Source organism: Aliiroseovarius sediminis (genome assembly GCF_022678485.1).
Classification (GTDB): domain Bacteria; phylum Pseudomonadota; class Alphaproteobacteria; order Rhodobacterales; family Rhodobacteraceae; genus Aliiroseovarius; species Aliiroseovarius sediminis.
On sequence record NZ_JALBYP010000028.1, the window covers coordinates 84,458 to 102,163 of the forward strand.

A 17,706-nucleotide genomic window follows, 5' to 3' on the forward strand; every position below is an offset into this window, starting at 1 on the left:
TCCTGTGGGAATCCTGTGGATAACGCGACTCTACCATATATGGCGGAGTGGTGCAGCGAAACTTCCAGATGTTGCGTTTTGTCAGTCTTTCATCCGCGCATCTTGCCAGGCGCGGGGGGCGTTCAGGAAACGTTCGACCTCGTCCAAAGTGTCGGACGAAAACACGCCCTGGGCCTTCGCTTCGGCCAGAACGTCCCACCATGTGCACAGGTGGATCAGTTGAACGCCATGATCGCCAAGGGTTTTTTCCGTCTCGGGGAAAATGTCGTAATAGAAGATCACGGCGGTAGCGCCACAGGACGCGCCGGTTTCCCGAATCGCATCTACAAAGCTGAGCTTCGATCCGCCGTCAGTGGTCAGATCTTCGACCAACAGCACGCGCTGTCCTTCGGTCATCGCGCCTTCGATGCGGGCATTCTTGCCGTAACCCTTCGGCTTCTTGCGCACATAGGTCATGGGCAGGGCCAGACGTTCGGCCACCATCGCGGCAAAGGGGATACCGGCGGTTTCGCCTCCGGCGATGTTGTCGAAGGCTTCGAACCCCGCTTCGCGCATGATCTCGACCGCCATGAAATCCATCAGGGTCGACCGGATGCGTGGGAAGCTGATCAGTTTGCGGCAGTCGATATAAGACGGGCTAGGCAGGCCCGAGGCCAATGTATAGGGCTCGTCCGTATTAAAGTTCACAGCGCCGATTTCCAGCAGCATCCGTGCGGTCAGACGCGCGATCTCGGCTTTGGTGGGAAAGGTCGAAGGGATCATATGGCGGTGTCCTTGATGTCGTTAAGCCTGAACCTGCCAGTGCAGCGCGAAACCGGGGTCGAACACGGTGACGGGGCCATCGTCTGTGTCGATCTTGGCGGGATAGGTCACGGGGTCGCCTTTGGTCAGGATGATCGTATCTTCGTTCTCTGGCAGACCATAGAAGGCGGGACCGTTGAGGGAAGTGAAAGCTTCCAGCTTGTCCAGCGCGCCGTCTTGTTCGAAAACTTCAGCAAGGCAGGACAGGGTGTTGGTCGCCGAAAAACATCCCGCGCAGCCGCAGGCATTTTCCTTCAGCGGGTCGATATGCGGTGCGCTGTCGGTTCCAAGAAAAAACGTTGCATCGCCAGAGGTTGCGGCATCGCGCAAGGCAAGGCGGTGAACCTCGCGTTTGGCCACGGGCAGGCAGTAATAGTGTGGCTTGATGCCGCCCACCAGCATGTGGTTGCGGTTGATGATCAGGTGATGCGTGGTGATCGTGGCGCCCAGCGTGTCCCCTCCGGCGCGGGCGTATTCGACGCCGTCCTTGGTGGTGATATGTTCCATCACCACTTTCAGGGCCGGGTTTGCGCGGCGGATCGGGTCAAGTACGCGGTCGATGAACACCGCCTCGCGGTCGAAAATGTCGATGTCTGCGTCGGTGACCTCGCCATGCACGCACAGGGGTAAGCCAATCTCAGCCATCTTCTCAAGCACCGGGCGGACCTTGTCGAAATCCTTGACGCCCGAGGCTGAGTTGGTCGTGGCGCCCGCCGGATATAGCTTCACTGCTTTGACCAGACCGCTTTCGGCGGCGGCGGCAAGGTCGGCGGGATCTGTATCTTCGGTCAGATACAGCGTCATCAACGGCTCGAAACGCATGTCTGCGGGCAGGGCGGCCATGATGCGGCCGCGATAGGCGGTCGCGTCGGCGCGTGTCACCACCGGCGGCACGAGGTTCGGCATGATGATGGCGCGGGCGAAATGGCGCGCGGTTTCGGGCAGGACGGCTTGTAGCATCGCGCCATCGCGCAAGTGCAAATGCCAGTCATCGGGGCGGCGAAGGGTCAGTGTCTGTGTCATCGGCACAGGGCATAGCGCAGCCCTGCCGCCGGTGCTAGATGATTCGACACCCATTCCCCTGGATCTTCGGCTAGCCCGACCCGACCGCGTCGACGAGGGGTGGGGTATGGCTTTCAGCGACCCGTCTTGGACAGCACCCGTCTGGCCCGTCGAAGCGCCCGTTTGAAACGTGGTGCGCGGCGGGTTGCGATGACCCAAGTGGCGAGACATTGTACCAGATGGGGCTGTCCACGTGCCTCGGCGGTGGACAGAAGTGCGCGCAGATAGGGCATATGTTGCCGACGCAGCCTGAGCGCGCGATAGCAGTCCAGTTCGGTCAGCCCGTCGCTTCCTGCCTGATCCACCAGCGTTTGCGTCACACACATGTTGACCATCGCACGGCCTAGTTTTGCGCCGAAATGCCGGCTGATGATGCGGTGAATGTGGTCGCCCTGAAACAGCGCAGCGTGGGCTACATCTTGCGGGATTGTTGGATCAAGCAGGATAAAAACATCCTGTGCGGGCTCGACCATATCCGGCGCATAGGCATAGCGGCTGGTGAAGTCACGGTGCATTGCCGCAGGAAAACGATCCTCGAAAGGCGTTCGCGCCGGATCAAGGGTTGCCTGCGGCTGCACGGCGATCACAGTAACGTCGGGTGCGACGACGGAAAAGGCCGCCGCCGCGTAGCCACACATGCCCGCACCGTAAAACACAACCTTTTCAAATTCCTCAAAAAACCCATCTTCTACCAGCCGGTCGAAATAGCTGTATACCGCCGGGTCGCGAAACCATGTCGGCCCGTCGGCCAGCAGGCACAGGTTGGACCAACCATTTTCTTGCACCAGCTTCCAGCCCAAAGGTTCGTGTAAAGGTGATGAGTGGCGGAGGTCGTCCATTGTCTCGAATGTGACAACAAGGGTGCGCCCTGCGTCGGTCAGCGTTGCGTAATGATCGGGGCCGAGCGGTTCGAAATACCCGCGCGCCTCGCCTGCGTCTTCCAGGTGACGCAACCAGCTAGGCGGCGATATGTCCGAATGTTTAGGGGGTGTGTCGTTTTCGGGCAGGTCGTCCTGCATTACCCAAACCTCGGCTTTCTTTTTCGTGCAGGGCTCTTTCACTCGGCCATAAAACATGCGGAGTTTGGTGGGCTTTGCGGCAAAAACGGACAGAGTTCAACCCTTTCCGAAATACCATTTCCCGCTAGCCTCTAATCGGCACGATTTCGCGTAGCTTGCGCGTATTTGTATATTTTATGTGCCTGCGTAGTGAAGAGCGGGCGGGCAGGCGGTGTCATCATCAAGCGACCGAACAGCGCGCGGTTCCCTTCGTCCTGCATAAGGTCGTGAAACCTTGCGCGGCGCCAAGTGACGGCTTTGTTATGCAGCGCGGCAAGAGTAGGGTCGGCCATCAACTGCGCCAGGATCTGCGCGCGTGGGTCGCGGGTTTGCCGGATGGTCAAATCCTCGACCTCGGACCAGTTGCGGTCGCACCAGTAACCCATGTCGATGGGCCGACCCGATCGGTTGACCCGCCCTCGGTCACATTTCAACACGAAGCTTTCCATTGCGCCCAAAGGGTAATGGTTCAATTGCACCAGCCCGTAATTCGGGCGATCAAACGGCGAGAAGATGCGCCCGCGCTGAAAGCTTTTGTCCAGCGCGCGGCCATGCCCGTCGAACCAACGCGTCGCCTCGACCGTCCCGTCGACCGGCGCACGGGGGCGGTGGACGCCGAGCTTTTCATAGGCTCCCGCATTGCGATACAGCGTCTTGAACATGAAGGCCCGCCAGGGCCAGGTCATGACCTCGGGCGCGGCGCGGGTGAACTGATCGGTGATCGGGCGGTCAAGATAGTCGACCACGCCGTTATTGCCAAACAGCCGCCAGGTCATCGTAATGGCGTCGGCATCGGGCAGCGCGGTCAGAAGCGCATCGAGCGTATGATCCCCCGTATGGATGTTAACGAATTCGTCCACGTCCAGCGTCATCAACCAATCTGCGTTTTGCACGACAGGGTGTTTGTCCGCGATCTTGAAGCCGGTCCACTGAACGCCACCCTGCCCATAAGGGCCATCATTGCGCAGGTGGGTGACGACGCCCATCCGCTGCAATCGGTCCAGCATCAGGTCCGTGCCATCGGTGCAATCGTTAGAGAAGACCAGAAAATCGGTGAACCCGACCGCCTTGTGATGGGCGATCCACTCCAACACGAAGGCCGCTTCGTTTTTGACGCATGTGACGGCAGTGACGCGCATGGCTCAGGCCGTGGTCCCGTGGTCTGGCATGTTGCGCAGACGTGGTTTATCGTTCTTGGACATGGGGTTAGCCTGCGCCCTTCGCCGCTTTGTCATATGCATCCGACTGTGACAGACACGGCAAAACCCGTCAACGCCGCCTTGGGTGTCGTGGCCATACGGAGCGTGCGCGCGACATGATATCTTACGCGACGGAATGCTATAAATACTTGCGGTGCAGGCTGTGCAGATGGCATTTAGCGCCCAACCGCGTGATGGAATCACGTGCCATCCTATTTTGTGCAGTAAGCGGTATACTCCATGATTGGGTCGTCTGACTTGTCGGGCGGCCCTTTTTTGTGTCTGGCCATTGGCGGTGCGCCGACATTGGCTTATTCATCCGTCCCAAACAGAGAGAGCGAAACACATGGCAAGTTCAACCTTCGGTCCCGAGACGGCGCTGGCGTGGCACAGCGCTGGCAGGCGCGTGGCGTTGGCCACGGTCGTTCAGACTTGGGGTAGTGCGCCCAATCCAATGGGCAGTCAGATGGTGATTGCGGGTGATGGCGGGATTGCAGGTTCGGTGTCGGGCGGATGTGTCGAAGGTGCCGTGGTGTCCGAGGCGATGGACGTTCTGGACACGGCCACGCCACGGCTTTTGCGCTTTGGTGTGACGGATGGCGACGCGTTCGCTGCCGGATTGGCCTGTGGCGGCACGATCCGGGTTCTGGTCGAACCTGTGATGGAGGCGCATGAAAGCAATTTGGGTCTGTCTGCCGCGATGTTGTCGGAGCTTGTTGCGCACCGCGCCGCACGTGTGCCGGTCGCCTATCAGGTGCATCTTGGCAACTGGACAAGGCGGTTGTTGACACAAGACAGCCATCCTGAAGCTATCGCGGACGCAGCAACCGGCCTTGCAGAAGATTGGTTCATAGCACTGCATCTGCCCGCCCCGCGTCTTTTTCTTGTGGGCGCAGTTCACATTGCGCAAGTGCTGGCCCCGATGGCGCAGGCCGCGGGGTTTGATCCTGTCGTCATCGACCCACGACCCAGCTTTGCGACGCCGGACAGGTTCCCGATGTGCAAGGTGATCTGTGATGATTCCGATGATGCTTTGGATGCGCTGGGCGTTGATGCGCGCACGGCCATCGTCACGCTTGGGCACAATCCCCGGATCGACGACCCGGCCATCGAACGGGGACTTGCTGCTGGGGCCATATACATCGGTTGCCTCGGCTCGCGCCGAACTCATGCCGCGCGGCTGGAGAGGTTGCGCGCGGCGGGTGTGCCGGACACTGAACTGGCGCGACTTCACGGCCCTGTGGGATTGGATATCGGTGCCGAGGGTCCGGCCGAGATTGCGGTCTCGATTCTGTCGGAACTGATCGCGGTGCGTCGGGGAAAGACGTTGCGTGACAGTCGCCGCTAGAACACGTCCCGCGGGGGCTTGACCTGCAAGACTATGAGGCGCGCGGTCAGGATGAAAGCAAACCCGACCCCTGCCGCCAATGCGTCGCCCAGATAGGTTAGCAGTGCCAGATACACGCCACCCCCGATCAGAGATAGCGTGGCATAAAGATCCTCTTTCAACAGGCTGGGGGTCATGTTGCACAGAAGGTCGCGGATCATGCCACCCGCCGTCCCCGTCACACAACCAATCACGATTGCCATCACGGGTGCAATGCCTGCATCCAGTGCAACCTGCACGCCGGTCAACGTAAACAACGCAAGTCCGATCGCGTCAAACCGCATCAGGGTCTGCAACCTGCGACCGTTGCCCGACGACATGCGTGTGGCAAAGGCAAAGCTGACCAACGCCACCGGCACCGCGACGGCCAGATAGCGGGTGTCAATGATCCAGAAAACTGGCGTCAGGCCCAAGAACAGGTCGCGGAGCGTCCCTCCGCCCATTGAGGTTGCAATGGCCAGCACCGTGGCGCCGAACGGGTCCATATGCACCCGGTGGGCTTGAATACCCGCCGACGCGGCCATCACGCCGGTTGCCAACAGCGATAGGGGCAGGAACAGAAAGGACAGCGTTTCCATGAATGCAGCTCTTGAGTGGGACGTACCAAGGGGTAAGCCCGGCGTGTGTGCGACACATGACCGGCAAGCGCAAGTCCACGGCGGTCGCAATATCGGCGCACTTATTGACGATTTCCATTGTCTTAGCGCCTGTCTATATATCGCCCTAACAAGGCGTGAAGGAGACAGCGCATGACAAACCCTGCTAAATTCTGGGACCGGATTGCCGAGAAATATGCGAAATCCTCGATCCGAAACCCGGATGGATATCATCAAACGATGGCGCGCACGCGGTCCTACCTTGGTCCGCAAGACCGCGTGCTGGAGGTCGGCGCGGGCACCGCCACGACCGCGTTGGAATTGGCGCCCTCGGTCGGTCATGTGACGATCACCGATGTCGCGCCGCAAATGATCCGGATCGGACAGGAGCGGGCAAAGACGCAAGGCATCAAGAATGTCGAGTTTCACGTGGATGACGCAAAAGTCGGGGCGCTGACCGGGCCCTTCGATGCTGTTCTGGCCCATAACCTTCTGCATCTGGTCGGTGATCTGCCTGCGACGCTGGATCGCCTGCATGAGATATTGAAACCCGGCGGCATCTTCATCTCGAAAACCCTGTGCAAGCCGGTCGGGCGCGGACCGTGGGTTTACTACGTGGCGCGCGCGGTTCTGCCGCTTCTGCAACTGATCGGCAAGGCGCCGTCCGTGTCCTTCATGACGACCCGGCAGTTAGAGCAGATGATCACCGAGCACGGGTTCGACATTATCGAAAGTGGCCATTTCCCCGATCGCGAGCTGCGCCGCTATATCGTAGCACGGCGCGGGCAGGGCACGTAACCTTCCGACCCGAAAAAGCAAAACGCCCCGCTAATGCGAGGCGTTCCGGGTGTTTCATTCGTCATATACTTACTTGGTAACGGGGCCAATCATCATAACCATCTGACGGCCTTCCATCTTCGGCATGTTTTCGACTTTGCCAATCTCTTTCGTGTCAGCGGCAACACGTTGCAGCAGTTCGCGACCAAGGTTTTGGTGCGCCATTTCGCGGCCACGGAACCGCAGCGTCACCTTGACCTTGTCGCCCGCCTCAAGAAACTTGACCACGTTGCGCATTTTTACGTCGTAATCATGCGTGTCGGTGTTGGGGCGAAACTTGACCTCTTTTACGTCGATGGTCTTTTGCTTCTTGCGCGCTTCGCTTTCGCGTTTCTGCTGTTCATATTTGAATTTGCCGAAATCCATGATCTTGCACACGGGCGGCGAAGCATTGGGCGAAATCTCGACCAGATCAAGGCCAGCTTCTTGTGCCATAACCACGGCTTGCGCTGGTGTAACAACGCCGACATTTTCACCATCGGCGCCAATCAGGCGGATTTCGGGGGCTTTGATACGTTCATTGACGCGCGGGCCGGTGTCACGGGTTGGCGGCGCGTTGTGAGGTCTGCGGGCTATTGTGTCATTCCTTCTGACGTTTCGATAATATTTCGGGCAGAGCGTAAGGCCCAACCCCGGCTGATTCAACCCGATAAAGCGTTTTTTGCCCGGCGATTGCGTTGTAACCGGCACGTGCGGCGCGCCCGACAGGTAGGTCCAGCCGCGATTGCGCGCATGTTCGCCGATGGCCGGGGTTTTTTCGAAGGGTTTTCAAGCGGATTGGCGGCTTGACGCGCATCGCGGGGGTGTCCCCTTGTGCTGTGCGGGCACAACCCTCACATCATTTCTGGATGCCGCGCAGGTCTGCGTGGCGCATGTATGGACAAGTTGAGGATGTCGACATGAAGAATAGCACTATTGCACTGGTGATCCTGCTCGTCGCGGTTGTGGGGGGGTATTTCTGGTATAACAGCACCCAGCCAGCGGTCGCCCCGCAAGGCGATGCGATCACAGAACAGACAAACGCGGCCGAGGACTCCGCCGCCGAACAAGCTGCCGAGGTCGAGGCAGAAGCCGAAGCGGCTGCTGACGCCGCAGCCGAACAGGCGGCCGAAGCCGAAGCCGCCGCGAAAGAGGCGGCAGATAAAGCTGCGGCCGAAGCCGAAGCGGCTGCACAGGCTGCCGAGGATGCAGCGCAAGACACCGTGGACGCGGTCGGTGAAGGTCTTGATCAAGCCGGTGAAGCCGTATCAGACGCCATCGATGGGGCGGCGGACTCGATCAAGGATGTGGTGAACGGAGCCAACGGCGCGGTCGTACCGGACGCGGGCGCTGACGCGAATGCCGATGCAACCACCGAAGCAGCGCCAGACGCTGACGCGGCCGCCGTTGCCGATACGCAAGCCGAGGCCGAAGCCCTGACCAAAGAAGGCTTCGACGCCAGCAAGGTTATCGACATGATTGAAAGCTCGTCCTTGGGCGAGGCCGAGAAGACGGGCCTGAAAGCTGCGGTGGAAGCAGCGGCCCAGAACCCTGCACTGATCGAAGCTGCGATCAATCAGGTCAAGGCTGCGCTGGGCCAATAAGCCACCGGTCATATCAAAAAGACAAACGCCGCGCGGGAAACCGTGCGGCGTTGGTGTTTATCCACTTACGCAACGCGCTATGAAAAAAGGAGGCTGGCCGCCTCCTTTTCAAGATCCACTTGTTCCGGTCGATGACCCTCTGAGGTCACTCCAGAAACGCCTTTTCAACCACATATTGAGCGGGTTTCGAGTTCGCACCTTCCTCAAGCCCTGCTTCTTCCAGCAACTCCTTGAGCTCCAGGTTGAAGGGCAGGTTGCCGCAAATCATCGCGCGGTCGTTTTCGGGGCAGAGCGGTTCGATGCCCAGTTCTTCGAACACCTCGCCCGAGCGGATCAGGTCGGTGATTCGGCCCATTTTGGGGCTCTCTTCGCGCGTCGTGGTCGGGTAGTATTTGATCTTCTTCCAGAAACCGTCGCCTATCACCTCGTTCAGAAGCTCATCATCTTTCAACGCCTCGATCAGATTGCGACCATAGGTCAGTTCGCCCACTTCGCGGCAGGTATGGGTGATGATCACCTCGTCGTAATCCTCATAGGTTTGCGGCTCGCGCAGCAGGGATGCGAAGGGCGCAAACCCGGTGCCGGTCGCGAAGAACCAGATGCGTTTGCCGGGGATCAGCGCGTCATGCACCAGCGTACCCACGGGCTTGGGACGCAGGATGATCTGGTCGCCTTCTTCGATGTGCTGAAGTTTCGAGGTCAGTGGGCCGTCCGGCACCTTGATCGAGTAGAACTCCAATTCCTCGTCCCAGCTGGGCGAAGCGATCGAATAGGCGCGCAGAAGCGGTTTTTGCTTTCCGGTTTTAGGGTCCGGATCGCCCATCAACCCGATCATTACAAACTCGCCAGACCGGAAACGCAGGGTTTGCGGCCGCGTACAGCGAAACCGGAACAGTCGGTCGGTGTAATGCTCGACTTCGGTTACGGTCTGCGCATCGGGCAGGGTGGGCACGGGTTTCACTTTTGTTTCTGCATCCATTTTCGGCGTCACTTCATTCATGTGCTTCAACGGGGCAAACGGCCCCGCCCTTTTTCTGTCTGCGTATATAAAGAGGTTGAGGGGAAGGGTCTAGCCAGTCAGTCGCGACCGATAGTCGTAGGCCCGCCAATCTGCACGTGCCAGCCAGTCTTCTTCGGGTTGGCGTTGGGACAAATCTTCGCTGATCTCGACCTCGTCAAAGCCTGACCGGCGCGCCATGGTGTATTGGTCCGAGATCACATGGCCGTGCGCGCGCAGACGTCCCGAGTATCCCAGCAGGCGCAATTGGCGACCCAGCGTGAAGCCACGCCCATCCGCAAAAGATGGAAAGTCGATGCGGATCATGTCAACGCCGACCATCAGTTGCGCTAGCGTAGCGGGGTCAATGTCAGACGCAAGATGCAGCCCGCGCGTGTCATTGGCGGCGCGGTCCTCGGGCGCGGCGAAGCCGTGTTCCCAATCATCATGGGCAAAGCCCGCGTCGGTTACGATTACAGTCATGCGCTTGCTCCTACTCGCACCATTTTCCCGTCGACAAAGTGAATGCCGCATTCCGTTTTCTCTGCCCCGCGCCAGCGCCCGGCGCGCGGGTCTTCGCCCGGCTTCACCGGGGACGTGCACGGCGCACAGCCGATCGAGGGGAACCCACGCCCAACCAACGGATGACGCGGCAGGCGGTTGTTGATCATATAATCGCGTACGTCTTGGGACGCCCAATGGGCCAGCGGATTGACCTTCAGGCGGTCATCTTCGGCCTCAAAGAATTGCAGGTCGACGCGTTTGCCGCCCTGAAAGCGTTTGCGACCGGTGATCCAGCCGTCAAAACCCGTCAGGGCGTTGTCCAGCGGCTCGACCTTGCGCAGCTCGCAACAGGCATCGGTATCGGCCAGATGCAGGATGTTGTCGGGATCGCGTTTGAACAGCTCGTTTGCATCCGGATGCACGACGCGCACGTCAGTCAGGCCAAGCTTTTCTGAAACCTCGACCTGATACTCCAGCGTTTCCTGAAACAGCATTTGCGTATCCAGAAAGATCACCGGAACGGTGCGGTCGATGCGCGACACCATATGCAGCAGCACGACGCTTTCCGCACCGAAGCTCGATACCATGGCGAGCGCGCCGATAGTGCTGTCGGTTAAGGCGCGTTCAATGACGGAAGTGGCCGAATGGTGCTTGTAGCGCGCATTCAGTCCGTCGACCCGCTGGGCGGGGGCGGGAAGGGGGGCTTCAAGCGGCATTGGTCTTGGCCTCCCCTAACTGATCTTCAATGGGATAGAGCGCGGCCTTGAACGGCGCTTCGCCCAGACGGCGGAAGGCGTCGATGAAGGTCTCACCGTCGTCGTCGCGCAGGTCCAGATAGGCCAGCACAAGGCGCTCGATGGCGGGCACAATCTGGTCATAGGCAAATCCCGGCCCGGCGCGTTTGCCGATTACGGTGTCGGGGCCGGCGTCACCACCAAGAGTGATCTGGTAGTTTTCGACGCCAGCACGGTCGAGCCCAAGAATGCCGATATGCCCCAGATGGTGATGCCCGCAGGCGTTGATGCAGCCTGAGATCTTGATTTGCAGGTGGCCGATATCGTGTTCGATCTTCAATTCGTCGAAACGTTCGGCGATCTCTTGCGCTACGGGGATCGAGCGGGCGGTCGCCAGCGCGCAGTAATCCATGCCGGGGCAGGCGATGATGTCCGAGATCAAACCGGCGTTCGCGGTTGCCATGCCGTGTTCACGCAGGGCGGCGAAAACGGCGGGCAGGTCGGCGCGATGCACATGCGGCAGGATCACGTTCTGTTCGTGGCTGATGCGAATATCACCATGTCCAAAGTGCTCGGCCAGATCGGCAATCACGCGCATTTGGTCGGCCGAGGCATCGCCTGGCGTCGCCCCATGCGCCTTCATCGAGATCGTGACGATCCCGTAGCCGTCGGCGCGGTGGTCGTCGACATTGGTATCGCTCCACGACCGGAACAAGGGATCGGCATCGCGGGCGGCGTGGTAGGTGTCGAGCGGTGCCGTCTTGAACGCGGGCGCTTGGAAATTCGCAGCAATATCGTTGAAATGCTCCTGATCGGCGCCCGAGAAGAGGGGACGCAACTGCGCAAACCGCGTTTCGACCAGCTCGTTGATCTTGTCGATCCCGTTTTCCATCGTGGTGATCTTGATGCGCGCTTTGAATTTGTTGTCGCGACGGCCCAGCGAGTTGTAGACGCTGACGATTGCCTCGACATAGGGCAGCAGGTCGGCGCGGGGCAGGAAGTCTTTCAACACCTGACCGACGACCGGTGTGCGGCCAAGGCCGCCACCGACGATGATCTGATAGCCAACCTCGCCCGCGTCATTTTTCACGATGCGGATGCCGATGTCATGCGCCTTGGTCACGGCGCGGTCGGCTTTTGATCCCGTCACCGCCAGCTTGAACTTGCGTGGCAGGAACTGGAATTCCGGGTGGTCGGTCGACCACTGGCGCAGAAGCTCGGCGGTCGGGCGGGGGTCTTCGATTTCGTCCGCTGCGGCCCCTGCGAAATGGTCTGCCGTTACGTTGCGGATCGTGTTGCCCGAGGTCTGGATGGCGTGCATCCCAACGTCAGCCAGCGCGTCCAGCATGTCGGGAATATCGGCCAGGCGGGGCCAGTTGTATTGGATGTTCTGACGCGTCGTCCAATGGCCATAACCCTTGTCCCACCGTTCGGAGATCATCGCAAGCTGACGCATCTGGTTGGGGTTCAGCGAGCCATATGGGATCGCGACCCGCAGCATATAGGCGTGCAGTTGCAGATAAACGCCGTTCATCAGGCGCAGCGGTTTGAATTCATCCTCGGTCAGCGCGCCCGAGATGCGGCGCGCGACTTGCGCGCGAAATTGGCTGACACGGTTGCGCACGAAGCTTTCGTCGAAATTGTTGTAATCATACATGGGCGGCGGCCTCCAGCTGCGCATGAGCAATCTGCTTGCCGTGGAAGCGGTTCGATGGCCCTTTGGCGCGGAACGCTTCGCGGAAATGGGTGGGGACGGGACCATTTGGGCCAGCCTTGGCGTCGGCCAGATAAGCACCAACGGCGATTTCAGGCTGGATCTCGGCCAGTGCAAGCTGCGTGGCAGCCTCGGCCTCATCGTCGATCAACCATGCCATACACATGTCACGCACCCAGGCACCATTTTGGGCCAGATAAATCACATCACCTTCGACAAGGTCGTTTGCGGTTACCACTTTGGGGGTGAAGGGGCGGGGCATGGCCGGTCCTTTCTTGTTGCGTTCTGGCTGTTTATAGGACAATTTTCTATCCAACAGCGATATGCCGCGCCAGATAAGGAATATTGTTTTGGTTTTTCTGGGTTGCGAAACGTATGGACCAAAAGAAGGGGAAAAGCGAAATGTCTGTTCGGCTGGACGAGATTGACCGGAAAATCCTGCGCGAGCTTCAACGCGATGCGGGGCAATCGTTGGACGTGATCGCCAAGAAAGTCGGGTCATCCAAGACCCCTGTCTGGAACCGGATTCGCAAGTTGCGCGAAGGTGGCGTGATCGGCAAGAACACGATGGTGATGGATGCCGAAAGCCTTGGGTTCGAGGCGTGTTTCTTTGTCCTGATTCGCACCTCGGAACACGACGCCGATTGGCAAAAGAACTTTTTGAACGCCCTCATGGCTCGACCGGAAGTGATGGAGGCGCACCGGCTGGCAGGCGAGATTGACTATATCCTGAAAGTCCGCGTCGAGAACGCCCGCGCCTATGACGAGTTTTATCAGGCGCTGATCTCCGAGGTGAAGATATTCAACGTCACGGCGCTATTGTCGATGGAAGAAATCAAGTTTTCAACCGAGCTTCCGATCTGATCACGCGCTGACCATAAGCGTTTCCAAACCGTGGAAGTGGTAGACATTTCCGAATTTCGGCGGGGCGGTTAGACGCAGGTTCGGGCAACGCTCAAACAGGATGGGTAGCGCGCGGGTCAGTTCAAGACGCGCAAGTGGCGCGCCGATGCAGAAATGTGCGCCTGCGCCAAACGACGTGTTGGGTTTGCTCGGTCGCTTGGGATCGAAGATGTCGGGATCGTCCCAAATATCCGGGTCGCGATTGGCCCCGCCAAGAAGCAACCCGATCTTGTCGCCACGCTTCAATTTTTGCCCGTAAAGCACTGTGTCTTCGTAAACATATCGTGTGAACATATGCAGTGGCGGGTCGAAGCGCAGGGTTTCCTCTATGGTGGCATCGCGCGCTTCTGGGGCTAGGGCTGATGCGGGTGTCTGCTGCTCTAACAGTGTTTTCACTGCAATCGCCATAGCGTGCACTGTTGCCTCGTGCCCTGCATTCAGCAACAGAATACAGGTCGATATCAGCTCGTCGCTGGACAGTTTCTCACCCTCTGCTTCTGCTGCGATCAGTTCGGTGATCAGGTCGTCGCGCGGGTCATTGCGACGCTGATCCACATAGTCGCGCATGAAGGCCACGAAGGCTTCCGTTGCAGCAATTGCCTCATCCTCGACCGCGCGGGTGCGCCGGGCCTGATACATCGAGACCATGGCGTTAGACCATCTGAGCAGATCATCCGCCATATCTTCGGGCACGCCCAGCAGGCGGCAGATGATGATGACTGGAATGCGCGTCGCAAAGGCGGGCAGCAGGTCGAATTCGCCGCCTGGAAAGCCGTCGATCAATTGGTGAGACAACGTGTCAATCTCTGGCCCCAGCCCGGCGATGCGACGGCTGGTAAAAGCACGCAGCACCAGTTTGCGCAGGCGCGTGTGGCGGGGCGCTTCCAGTTCCAGCATGGAATGTGCCTCGACGGCATAAAAGGGGGCGAGGTGGTCGGCAAACTTAAGTTGTTCAACGGGCTCGCGGCCGAACCTGCGGTCACGCAAAAGTGCGTTCACGGCCCGAAAGCTGACGGCCATTGGCAGGTCGTAATCGTCCCACCAGAAGATATCGCCCCCCGTGCGGGCGTGATCATAGAACGCATAGGGATTCTGGATGAAGTCGGGGTCTGTAGGGGACTGGGTCAGGTGCAACATCCGCGCATGGTCGTCAAAGCCGCTGGCCTTTGCAAGCGCAGCTTTCTATTCTTCGGCCATGTTTCGATACCTGCGCACGAAATGGGTCTTTCCCTTTCTTCTTGCCACCGTTGCGATCAGCGCGGGCGTTTGGGCGATGGCTTGGCGCGCCGCTCTGTCGCCATTGTCCGAACAGGCCGCGTCCGAGCTGGCGCTGGCGTCCGACCAGTTGACGCGGCATCTGTTTCGGTATCGCGAGCTGGCGGTGGTGCTGGCCGAACATCCCGTTCTGCGCGACCGTCTGGGTGGCAAGGCCGATGGTAGCGGGAATGCGGACAGGCTGCTGCAAGCCATGGCCGACATGACGGGGGCGCATCATCTGTCATTGGTGGCTCCGGATGGCAAGGTACTGGCGGCTTCCGGCGAGGCCAAGGCGCAGCTTGACCCGCGCGCACCACTGATTCACCGCGCATTGACCGGCGCGTTGGGGGCCGAGGCGCGGTTTCAGCCGGTGCCAAGGCGCCCGACGCAGCGCATCTTCTCATTCGCGGCGCCCATGCACGGCGCCGCAGACCGGACGTTGGGCGCAGTGGTCGCGCGTACCGATTTGCTGGATTTCGAGGAGAACTGGCCCTCGACCGCTGCAGCGCTGTTTTTCACCTTGAACGGCAAACGTATCTTTGCGGCCAATCGGTCCGAACTGGTGAACGCCGACCGCCCACGCGAAGGCTTCTTAAAAAGCTCGGCCAGCCATTGGACCGGGCACGAGGTCTGGACGATGGACGCAGGCCCCTATCTGCCCGACCGCGCGCTTCATCTGACTCGCGACTTGCCGGTGATCGGTTTGACCGGAGAGATATTGCTGGACACGGCCCCCGCCGAACGCACGGCCGCGCTGTTGGCCGGGATTGCCGCGGCGATCTGCCTTGGCATCGGGGCGCTGTTGTTGGCGGTTGGCGAACGGCGCCGCGCCTTGAACAAGCAGTTGCGCCTGAAGGCGGCGGCAAATGCCCGGCTGGAATCGCGAGTGGCGGAACGCACCAAGGCGCTGTCCACCGCCAACGCCGACCTTCTGCGTGAAAACCGCGAACGGCGCGAGGCCGAAGCGGCGTTGAAACAGGCGCAGGCCGATCTGGTGCAGGCGGGCAAGCTGGCGGCATTGGGCGAAATGTCGGCAGGCATCAGTCACGAACTGAACCAACCCCTGATGGCAATCCGGTCCTTTGCCGACAATGGCACTGTGTTTCTGCAGCGTGGGCAGGCCGATAAGGCCGGTCAGAACCTTGGCCGCATTTCGCAACAGGCGGGCCGGATGGACCGCATCATCAAGAACTTACGCGCCTTTGCGCGGCAGGAAAGTGAACCGATCACCGATGTTGACTTGGTGCAGGTGGTCGATCAGGCGCTTGAGATGCTGGCCCCCCGCATCAAGGCCGACCGGGTCAATGTGGAATGGGCGCAACCGCATGTGGCAGCTTGGGTGCGAGGCGGCGAGGTGCGATTGCAGCAGGTGGTGATGAACCTCATGTCCAACGGGATGGACGCGATGGCGGATCGGGTTCACAGAAAGATCGAGATTTCGTTAGTGCCGTCAACGGATCGCGTGATCCTGTCGGTGCGCGACACCGGACCGGGCATCGACCAGCCCGACCGTTTATTCGACCCGTTCTACACGACAAAACAGGTCAGCGCGACCGAAGGGATGGGGCTTGGCCTGTCGATTTCCTATGGCTTGGTGCAAAGCTTCGGTGGCGCAATCCGGGGTCGTAACCACCCGGACGGCGGCGCGGTGTTCACCGTGGAACTTGACCGCGCCCACCGACAGGAGGTTGCATGACAAATTCGGTCCTTCTGGTCGATGATGACCCAATCGTGCGCGAAGCACTTAGCCAGACGCTTGAACTGGACGGCCTGACCGCCATCCCGACCGGCAGCTATATCGAAGCTAAAGACCACATCACACGAGGCTTTGACGGGGTCATCTTGTCTGACATTCGTATGCCGGGGAAAGATGGTTTTGCGCTGCTGTCATGGACGCAGGCGGTGGATCCGGAACTGCCAGTGATCCTGCTGACCGGCGAAGGCGATATTCCGACGGCTGTGCGGGGGATCAACGAAGGTGCGTTCGACTTTCTTGAAAAGCCATGCGAGCCGGCCGCGCTTTTGGCCGTGGTGGGGCGGGCCTTGCGCACCCGTGCGCTGGTGCTTGAGAACCGGGCACTGAAGGCGCGCGCGGAAACCGGCGATGCGGCGGCGCGTCTGCTTTTTGGTGACAGCGCCTTGGCCGAGGATTTGCGCAATCGCGTCCGCGCCGCGGCCCGTGCACAAGCCGAGGTGTTGATCTGTGGTGAGCCGGGATCTGGGACTTCAAAGGTCGCGGAGGTGGTGCATCTGTTATCTGGCGATGCGACGCGCCCCTTCGTCAAGCTGCCTGCCGCCGGGCTGACCGCCGACGCTCTGACGGCAGCTTTTGCGCGGGCCGAGGGCGGCACACTGTTTCTGGACGAGGTCGCCGCGCTGGAAGGCCGCACGCAATATCTGCTGTTGGAGCTTCTGGACCGCGCACCCAAAACACGCGTGGTTGCTGGCACCTATCGCGACCTTGACGAAGACGTTGCGGTGGGCCGCTTCAACCCGGATCTGTTTTATAAACTGGACGTCTTGCGTATCCGTATTCCTGCCATTCGCGAGCGGAAGGAGGATATACCGGCCCTCTTTCGGCATTATGTCTCGATCGCCAGCGAACAGGCGGCGCTTAGCCCGCCTGAGATCGGACAGGACGTGATCGCGCAGCTGATGGCGCAGGACTGGCCGGGTAACGCGCGGGCGCTGATGAATGCGGCCATGCGCTTTTCTATGGGGCTGGGTCTGGGGGATGTGGACGGGGCTATGTCAGGCGCACGCCCCGGCCTGAGCGAGCAGCTGGCGCAGGTCGAACGCTCGCTTCTGATCGACGCGCTCAGGCGGCACCGGGGCGGGGCGACGGCGGCGGCGCGCGAGCTGCAACTGCCGCGCAAGACCTTCTATGACAAGATGGCGCGGCATGGGATTCGGCCAGAAACTTACCGCGACTGAGGGGCCCAAGGGTGTGCGGATTTTCGCACAACGCTGGAATATACTGTGTGATATTTCGCCCATTGATCTTTCGGGTTGTTGATGCGCAGCTTCACGTTCTTCTCTCAATCTATTGTAAATAAATATAAAAGAATAAAAGT

18 protein-coding genes are annotated in these 17,706 nt (G+C 60.0%); 6 read left to right on the forward strand and 12 right to left on the reverse strand.

The features are described 5' to 3' along the window. Positions 1-81: 81 nt before the first annotated feature. From MN186_RS08695 to MN186_RS08710, 4 genes are all read right to left on the reverse strand, one after another. Positions 82-762 carry an orotate phosphoribosyltransferase gene (locus tag MN186_RS08695; RefSeq protein ID WP_242113989.1) on the reverse strand — a complete coding sequence of 227 codons (681 nt, stop codon included), beginning with the start codon at positions 760-762 and terminating at the stop codon, positions 82-84. A 21-nt stretch (positions 763-783) separates the two neighbouring features. Continuing rightward, positions 784-1,824 carry a dihydroorotase gene (gene pyrC / locus MN186_RS08700; protein ID WP_242113990.1) on the reverse strand — a complete coding sequence of 347 codons (1,041 nt, stop codon included), beginning with the start codon at positions 1,822-1,824 and terminating at the stop codon, positions 784-786. A gap of 113 nt (positions 1,825-1,937) precedes the next feature. Continuing rightward, positions 1,938-2,939 carry a phosphoadenosine phosphosulfate reductase gene (locus MN186_RS08705; RefSeq protein WP_242113991.1) on the reverse strand — a complete coding sequence of 334 codons (1,002 nt, stop codon included), beginning with the start codon at positions 2,937-2,939 and terminating at the stop codon, positions 1,938-1,940. A gap of 74 nt (positions 2,940-3,013) precedes the next feature. Then, positions 3,014-4,060, reverse strand: a complete 1,047-nt coding sequence (locus MN186_RS08710; RefSeq protein ID WP_242113992.1) for a glycosyltransferase family 2 protein — start codon at positions 4,058-4,060, stop codon at positions 3,014-3,016. Between the two features lie 406 nt (positions 4,061-4,466). Here MN186_RS08710 and MN186_RS08715 point away from each other — a divergent pair, with 406 nt between their 5' ends. Further along, positions 4,467-5,468: an XdhC family protein gene (locus MN186_RS08715; protein WP_242113993.1), complete on the forward strand. Its 1,002-nt coding sequence runs from the start codon at positions 4,467-4,469 to the stop codon at positions 5,466-5,468. Here the strand turns inward: MN186_RS08715 and MN186_RS08720 are convergent. Continuing rightward, positions 5,465-6,085, reverse strand: coding sequence for a trimeric intracellular cation channel family protein (locus MN186_RS08720; protein ID WP_242113994.1), 621 nt, complete (start codon positions 6,083-6,085; stop codon positions 5,465-5,467). The genes MN186_RS08715 and MN186_RS08720 overlap by 4 nt on opposite strands. Before the next feature lie 171 nt (positions 6,086-6,256). Between MN186_RS08720 and MN186_RS08725 the strand changes: the two genes are divergently transcribed. Next, entirely contained in the window at positions 6,257-6,901 is a 645-nt protein-coding gene (locus MN186_RS08725; RefSeq protein ID WP_242113995.1) for a class I SAM-dependent methyltransferase, read from the forward strand. A 69-nt stretch (positions 6,902-6,970) separates the two neighbouring features. Here MN186_RS08725 and infC read toward each other — a convergent pair whose 3' ends face one another. Then, the gene (gene infC / locus MN186_RS08730; protein ID WP_242113996.1) at positions 6,971-7,630 is read right to left on the reverse strand and encodes a translation initiation factor IF-3; all 660 of its coding nucleotides are present in this window, start codon (positions 7,628-7,630) and stop codon (positions 6,971-6,973) included. A 209-nt stretch (positions 7,631-7,839) separates the two neighbouring features. On the opposite strand from infC, the gene MN186_RS08735 reads away from it, so the two are divergent. Then, positions 7,840-8,523 carry a hypothetical protein gene (locus tag MN186_RS08735; RefSeq protein ID WP_242113997.1) on the forward strand — a complete coding sequence of 228 codons (684 nt, stop codon included), beginning with the start codon at positions 7,840-7,842 and terminating at the stop codon, positions 8,521-8,523. Positions 8,524-8,668: 145 nt separating this feature from the next. Here MN186_RS08735 and MN186_RS08740 read toward each other — a convergent pair whose 3' ends face one another. From MN186_RS08740 to MN186_RS08760, 5 genes are all read right to left on the reverse strand, one after another. Next, entirely contained in the window at positions 8,669-9,523 is an 855-nt protein-coding gene (locus tag MN186_RS08740) for a ferredoxin--NADP reductase (RefSeq protein WP_242113998.1), read from the reverse strand. 69 nt (positions 9,524-9,592) lie between these two features. Further along, positions 9,593-10,003: a DUF934 domain-containing protein gene (locus tag MN186_RS08745; RefSeq protein ID WP_242113999.1), complete on the reverse strand. Its 411-nt coding sequence runs from the start codon at positions 10,001-10,003 to the stop codon at positions 9,593-9,595. Then, positions 10,000-10,740 (reverse strand): phosphoadenylyl-sulfate reductase, encoded by a 741-nt coding sequence (locus tag MN186_RS08750; protein ID WP_242114000.1) that lies wholly within the window; start codon positions 10,738-10,740, stop codon positions 10,000-10,002. The genes MN186_RS08745 and MN186_RS08750 overlap by 4 nt, the downstream gene beginning before the upstream one ends. Further along, positions 10,730-12,415 (reverse strand): nitrite/sulfite reductase, encoded by a 1,686-nt coding sequence (locus MN186_RS08755; protein WP_242114001.1) that lies wholly within the window; start codon positions 12,413-12,415, stop codon positions 10,730-10,732. Before MN186_RS08755 ends, MN186_RS08750 begins: the two co-directional genes overlap by 11 nt. Then, positions 12,408-12,734 carry a DUF2849 domain-containing protein gene (locus MN186_RS08760; protein WP_242114002.1) on the reverse strand — a complete coding sequence of 109 codons (327 nt, stop codon included), beginning with the start codon at positions 12,732-12,734 and terminating at the stop codon, positions 12,408-12,410. Before MN186_RS08760 ends, MN186_RS08755 begins: the two co-directional genes overlap by 8 nt. A 140-nt stretch (positions 12,735-12,874) precedes the next feature. Between MN186_RS08760 and MN186_RS08765 the strand changes: the two genes are divergently transcribed. Next, on the forward strand, positions 12,875-13,336 hold the full coding sequence (locus MN186_RS08765) for an Lrp/AsnC family transcriptional regulator (RefSeq protein WP_242114003.1): 462 nt from the start codon (positions 12,875-12,877) through the stop codon (positions 13,334-13,336). Here the strand turns inward: MN186_RS08765 and MN186_RS08770 are convergent, their stop codons facing one another. Then, positions 13,337-14,512, reverse strand: coding sequence for a cytochrome P450 (locus MN186_RS08770; RefSeq protein WP_242114004.1), 1,176 nt, complete (start codon positions 14,510-14,512; stop codon positions 13,337-13,339). A gap of 58 nt (positions 14,513-14,570) precedes the next feature. On the opposite strand from MN186_RS08770, the gene MN186_RS08775 reads away from it, so the two are divergent. Then, positions 14,571-16,328, forward strand: coding sequence for a sensor histidine kinase (locus MN186_RS08775; protein ID WP_242114005.1), 1,758 nt, complete (start codon positions 14,571-14,573; stop codon positions 16,326-16,328). After that, on the forward strand, positions 16,325-17,566 hold the full coding sequence (locus tag MN186_RS08780) for a sigma-54-dependent transcriptional regulator (RefSeq protein ID WP_242114006.1): 1,242 nt from the start codon (positions 16,325-16,327) through the stop codon (positions 17,564-17,566). The genes MN186_RS08775 and MN186_RS08780 overlap by 4 nt, the downstream gene beginning before the upstream one ends. The last annotated feature ends 140 nt before the right edge of the window (positions 17,567-17,706 follow it).

Coding starts and splice junctions, on each gene's coding strand:
- MN186_RS08745 (WP_242113999.1), bottom strand. CDS start 10,003: ATGACTGTAATCGTAACCGACGCGGGCTTTGCCCATGATGATTGGGAA.
- MN186_RS08770 (WP_242114004.1), bottom strand. CDS start 14,512: ATGTTGCACCTGACCCAGTCCCCTACAGACCCCGACTTCATCCAGAAT.
- MN186_RS08755 (WP_242114001.1), bottom strand. CDS start 12,415: ATGTATGATTACAACAATTTCGACGAAAGCTTCGTGCGCAACCGTGTC.
- MN186_RS08750 (WP_242114000.1), bottom strand. CDS start 10,740: ATGCCGCTTGAAGCCCCCCTTCCCGCCCCCGCCCAGCGGGTCGACGGA.
- MN186_RS08705 (WP_242113991.1), bottom strand. CDS start 2,939: ATGTTTTATGGCCGAGTGAAAGAGCCCTGCACGAAAAAGAAAGCCGAG.
- MN186_RS08760 (WP_242114002.1), bottom strand. CDS start 12,734: ATGCCCCGCCCCTTCACCCCCAAAGTGGTAACCGCAAACGACCTTGTC.
- MN186_RS08725 (WP_242113995.1), top strand. CDS start 6,257: ATGACAAACCCTGCTAAATTCTGGGACCGGATTGCCGAGAAATATGCG.
- pyrC (WP_242113990.1), bottom strand. CDS start 1,824: ATGACACAGACACTGACCCTTCGCCGCCCCGATGACTGGCATTTGCAC.
- MN186_RS08720 (WP_242113994.1), bottom strand. CDS start 6,085: ATGGAAACGCTGTCCTTTCTGTTCCTGCCCCTATCGCTGTTGGCAACC.
- MN186_RS08695 (WP_242113989.1), bottom strand. CDS start 762: ATGATCCCTTCGACCTTTCCCACCAAAGCCGAGATCGCGCGTCTGACC.
- MN186_RS08735 (WP_242113997.1), top strand. CDS start 7,840: ATGAAGAATAGCACTATTGCACTGGTGATCCTGCTCGTCGCGGTTGTG.
- MN186_RS08775 (WP_242114005.1), top strand. CDS start 14,571: ATGTTTCGATACCTGCGCACGAAATGGGTCTTTCCCTTTCTTCTTGCC.
- MN186_RS08765 (WP_242114003.1), top strand. CDS start 12,875: ATGTCTGTTCGGCTGGACGAGATTGACCGGAAAATCCTGCGCGAGCTT.
- MN186_RS08715 (WP_242113993.1), top strand. CDS start 4,467: ATGGCAAGTTCAACCTTCGGTCCCGAGACGGCGCTGGCGTGGCACAGC.
- MN186_RS08780 (WP_242114006.1), top strand. CDS start 16,325: ATGACAAATTCGGTCCTTCTGGTCGATGATGACCCAATCGTGCGCGAA.
- MN186_RS08740 (WP_242113998.1), bottom strand. CDS start 9,523: ATGAATGAAGTGACGCCGAAAATGGATGCAGAAACAAAAGTGAAACCC.
- MN186_RS08710 (WP_242113992.1), bottom strand. CDS start 4,060: ATGCGCGTCACTGCCGTCACATGCGTCAAAAACGAAGCGGCCTTCGTG.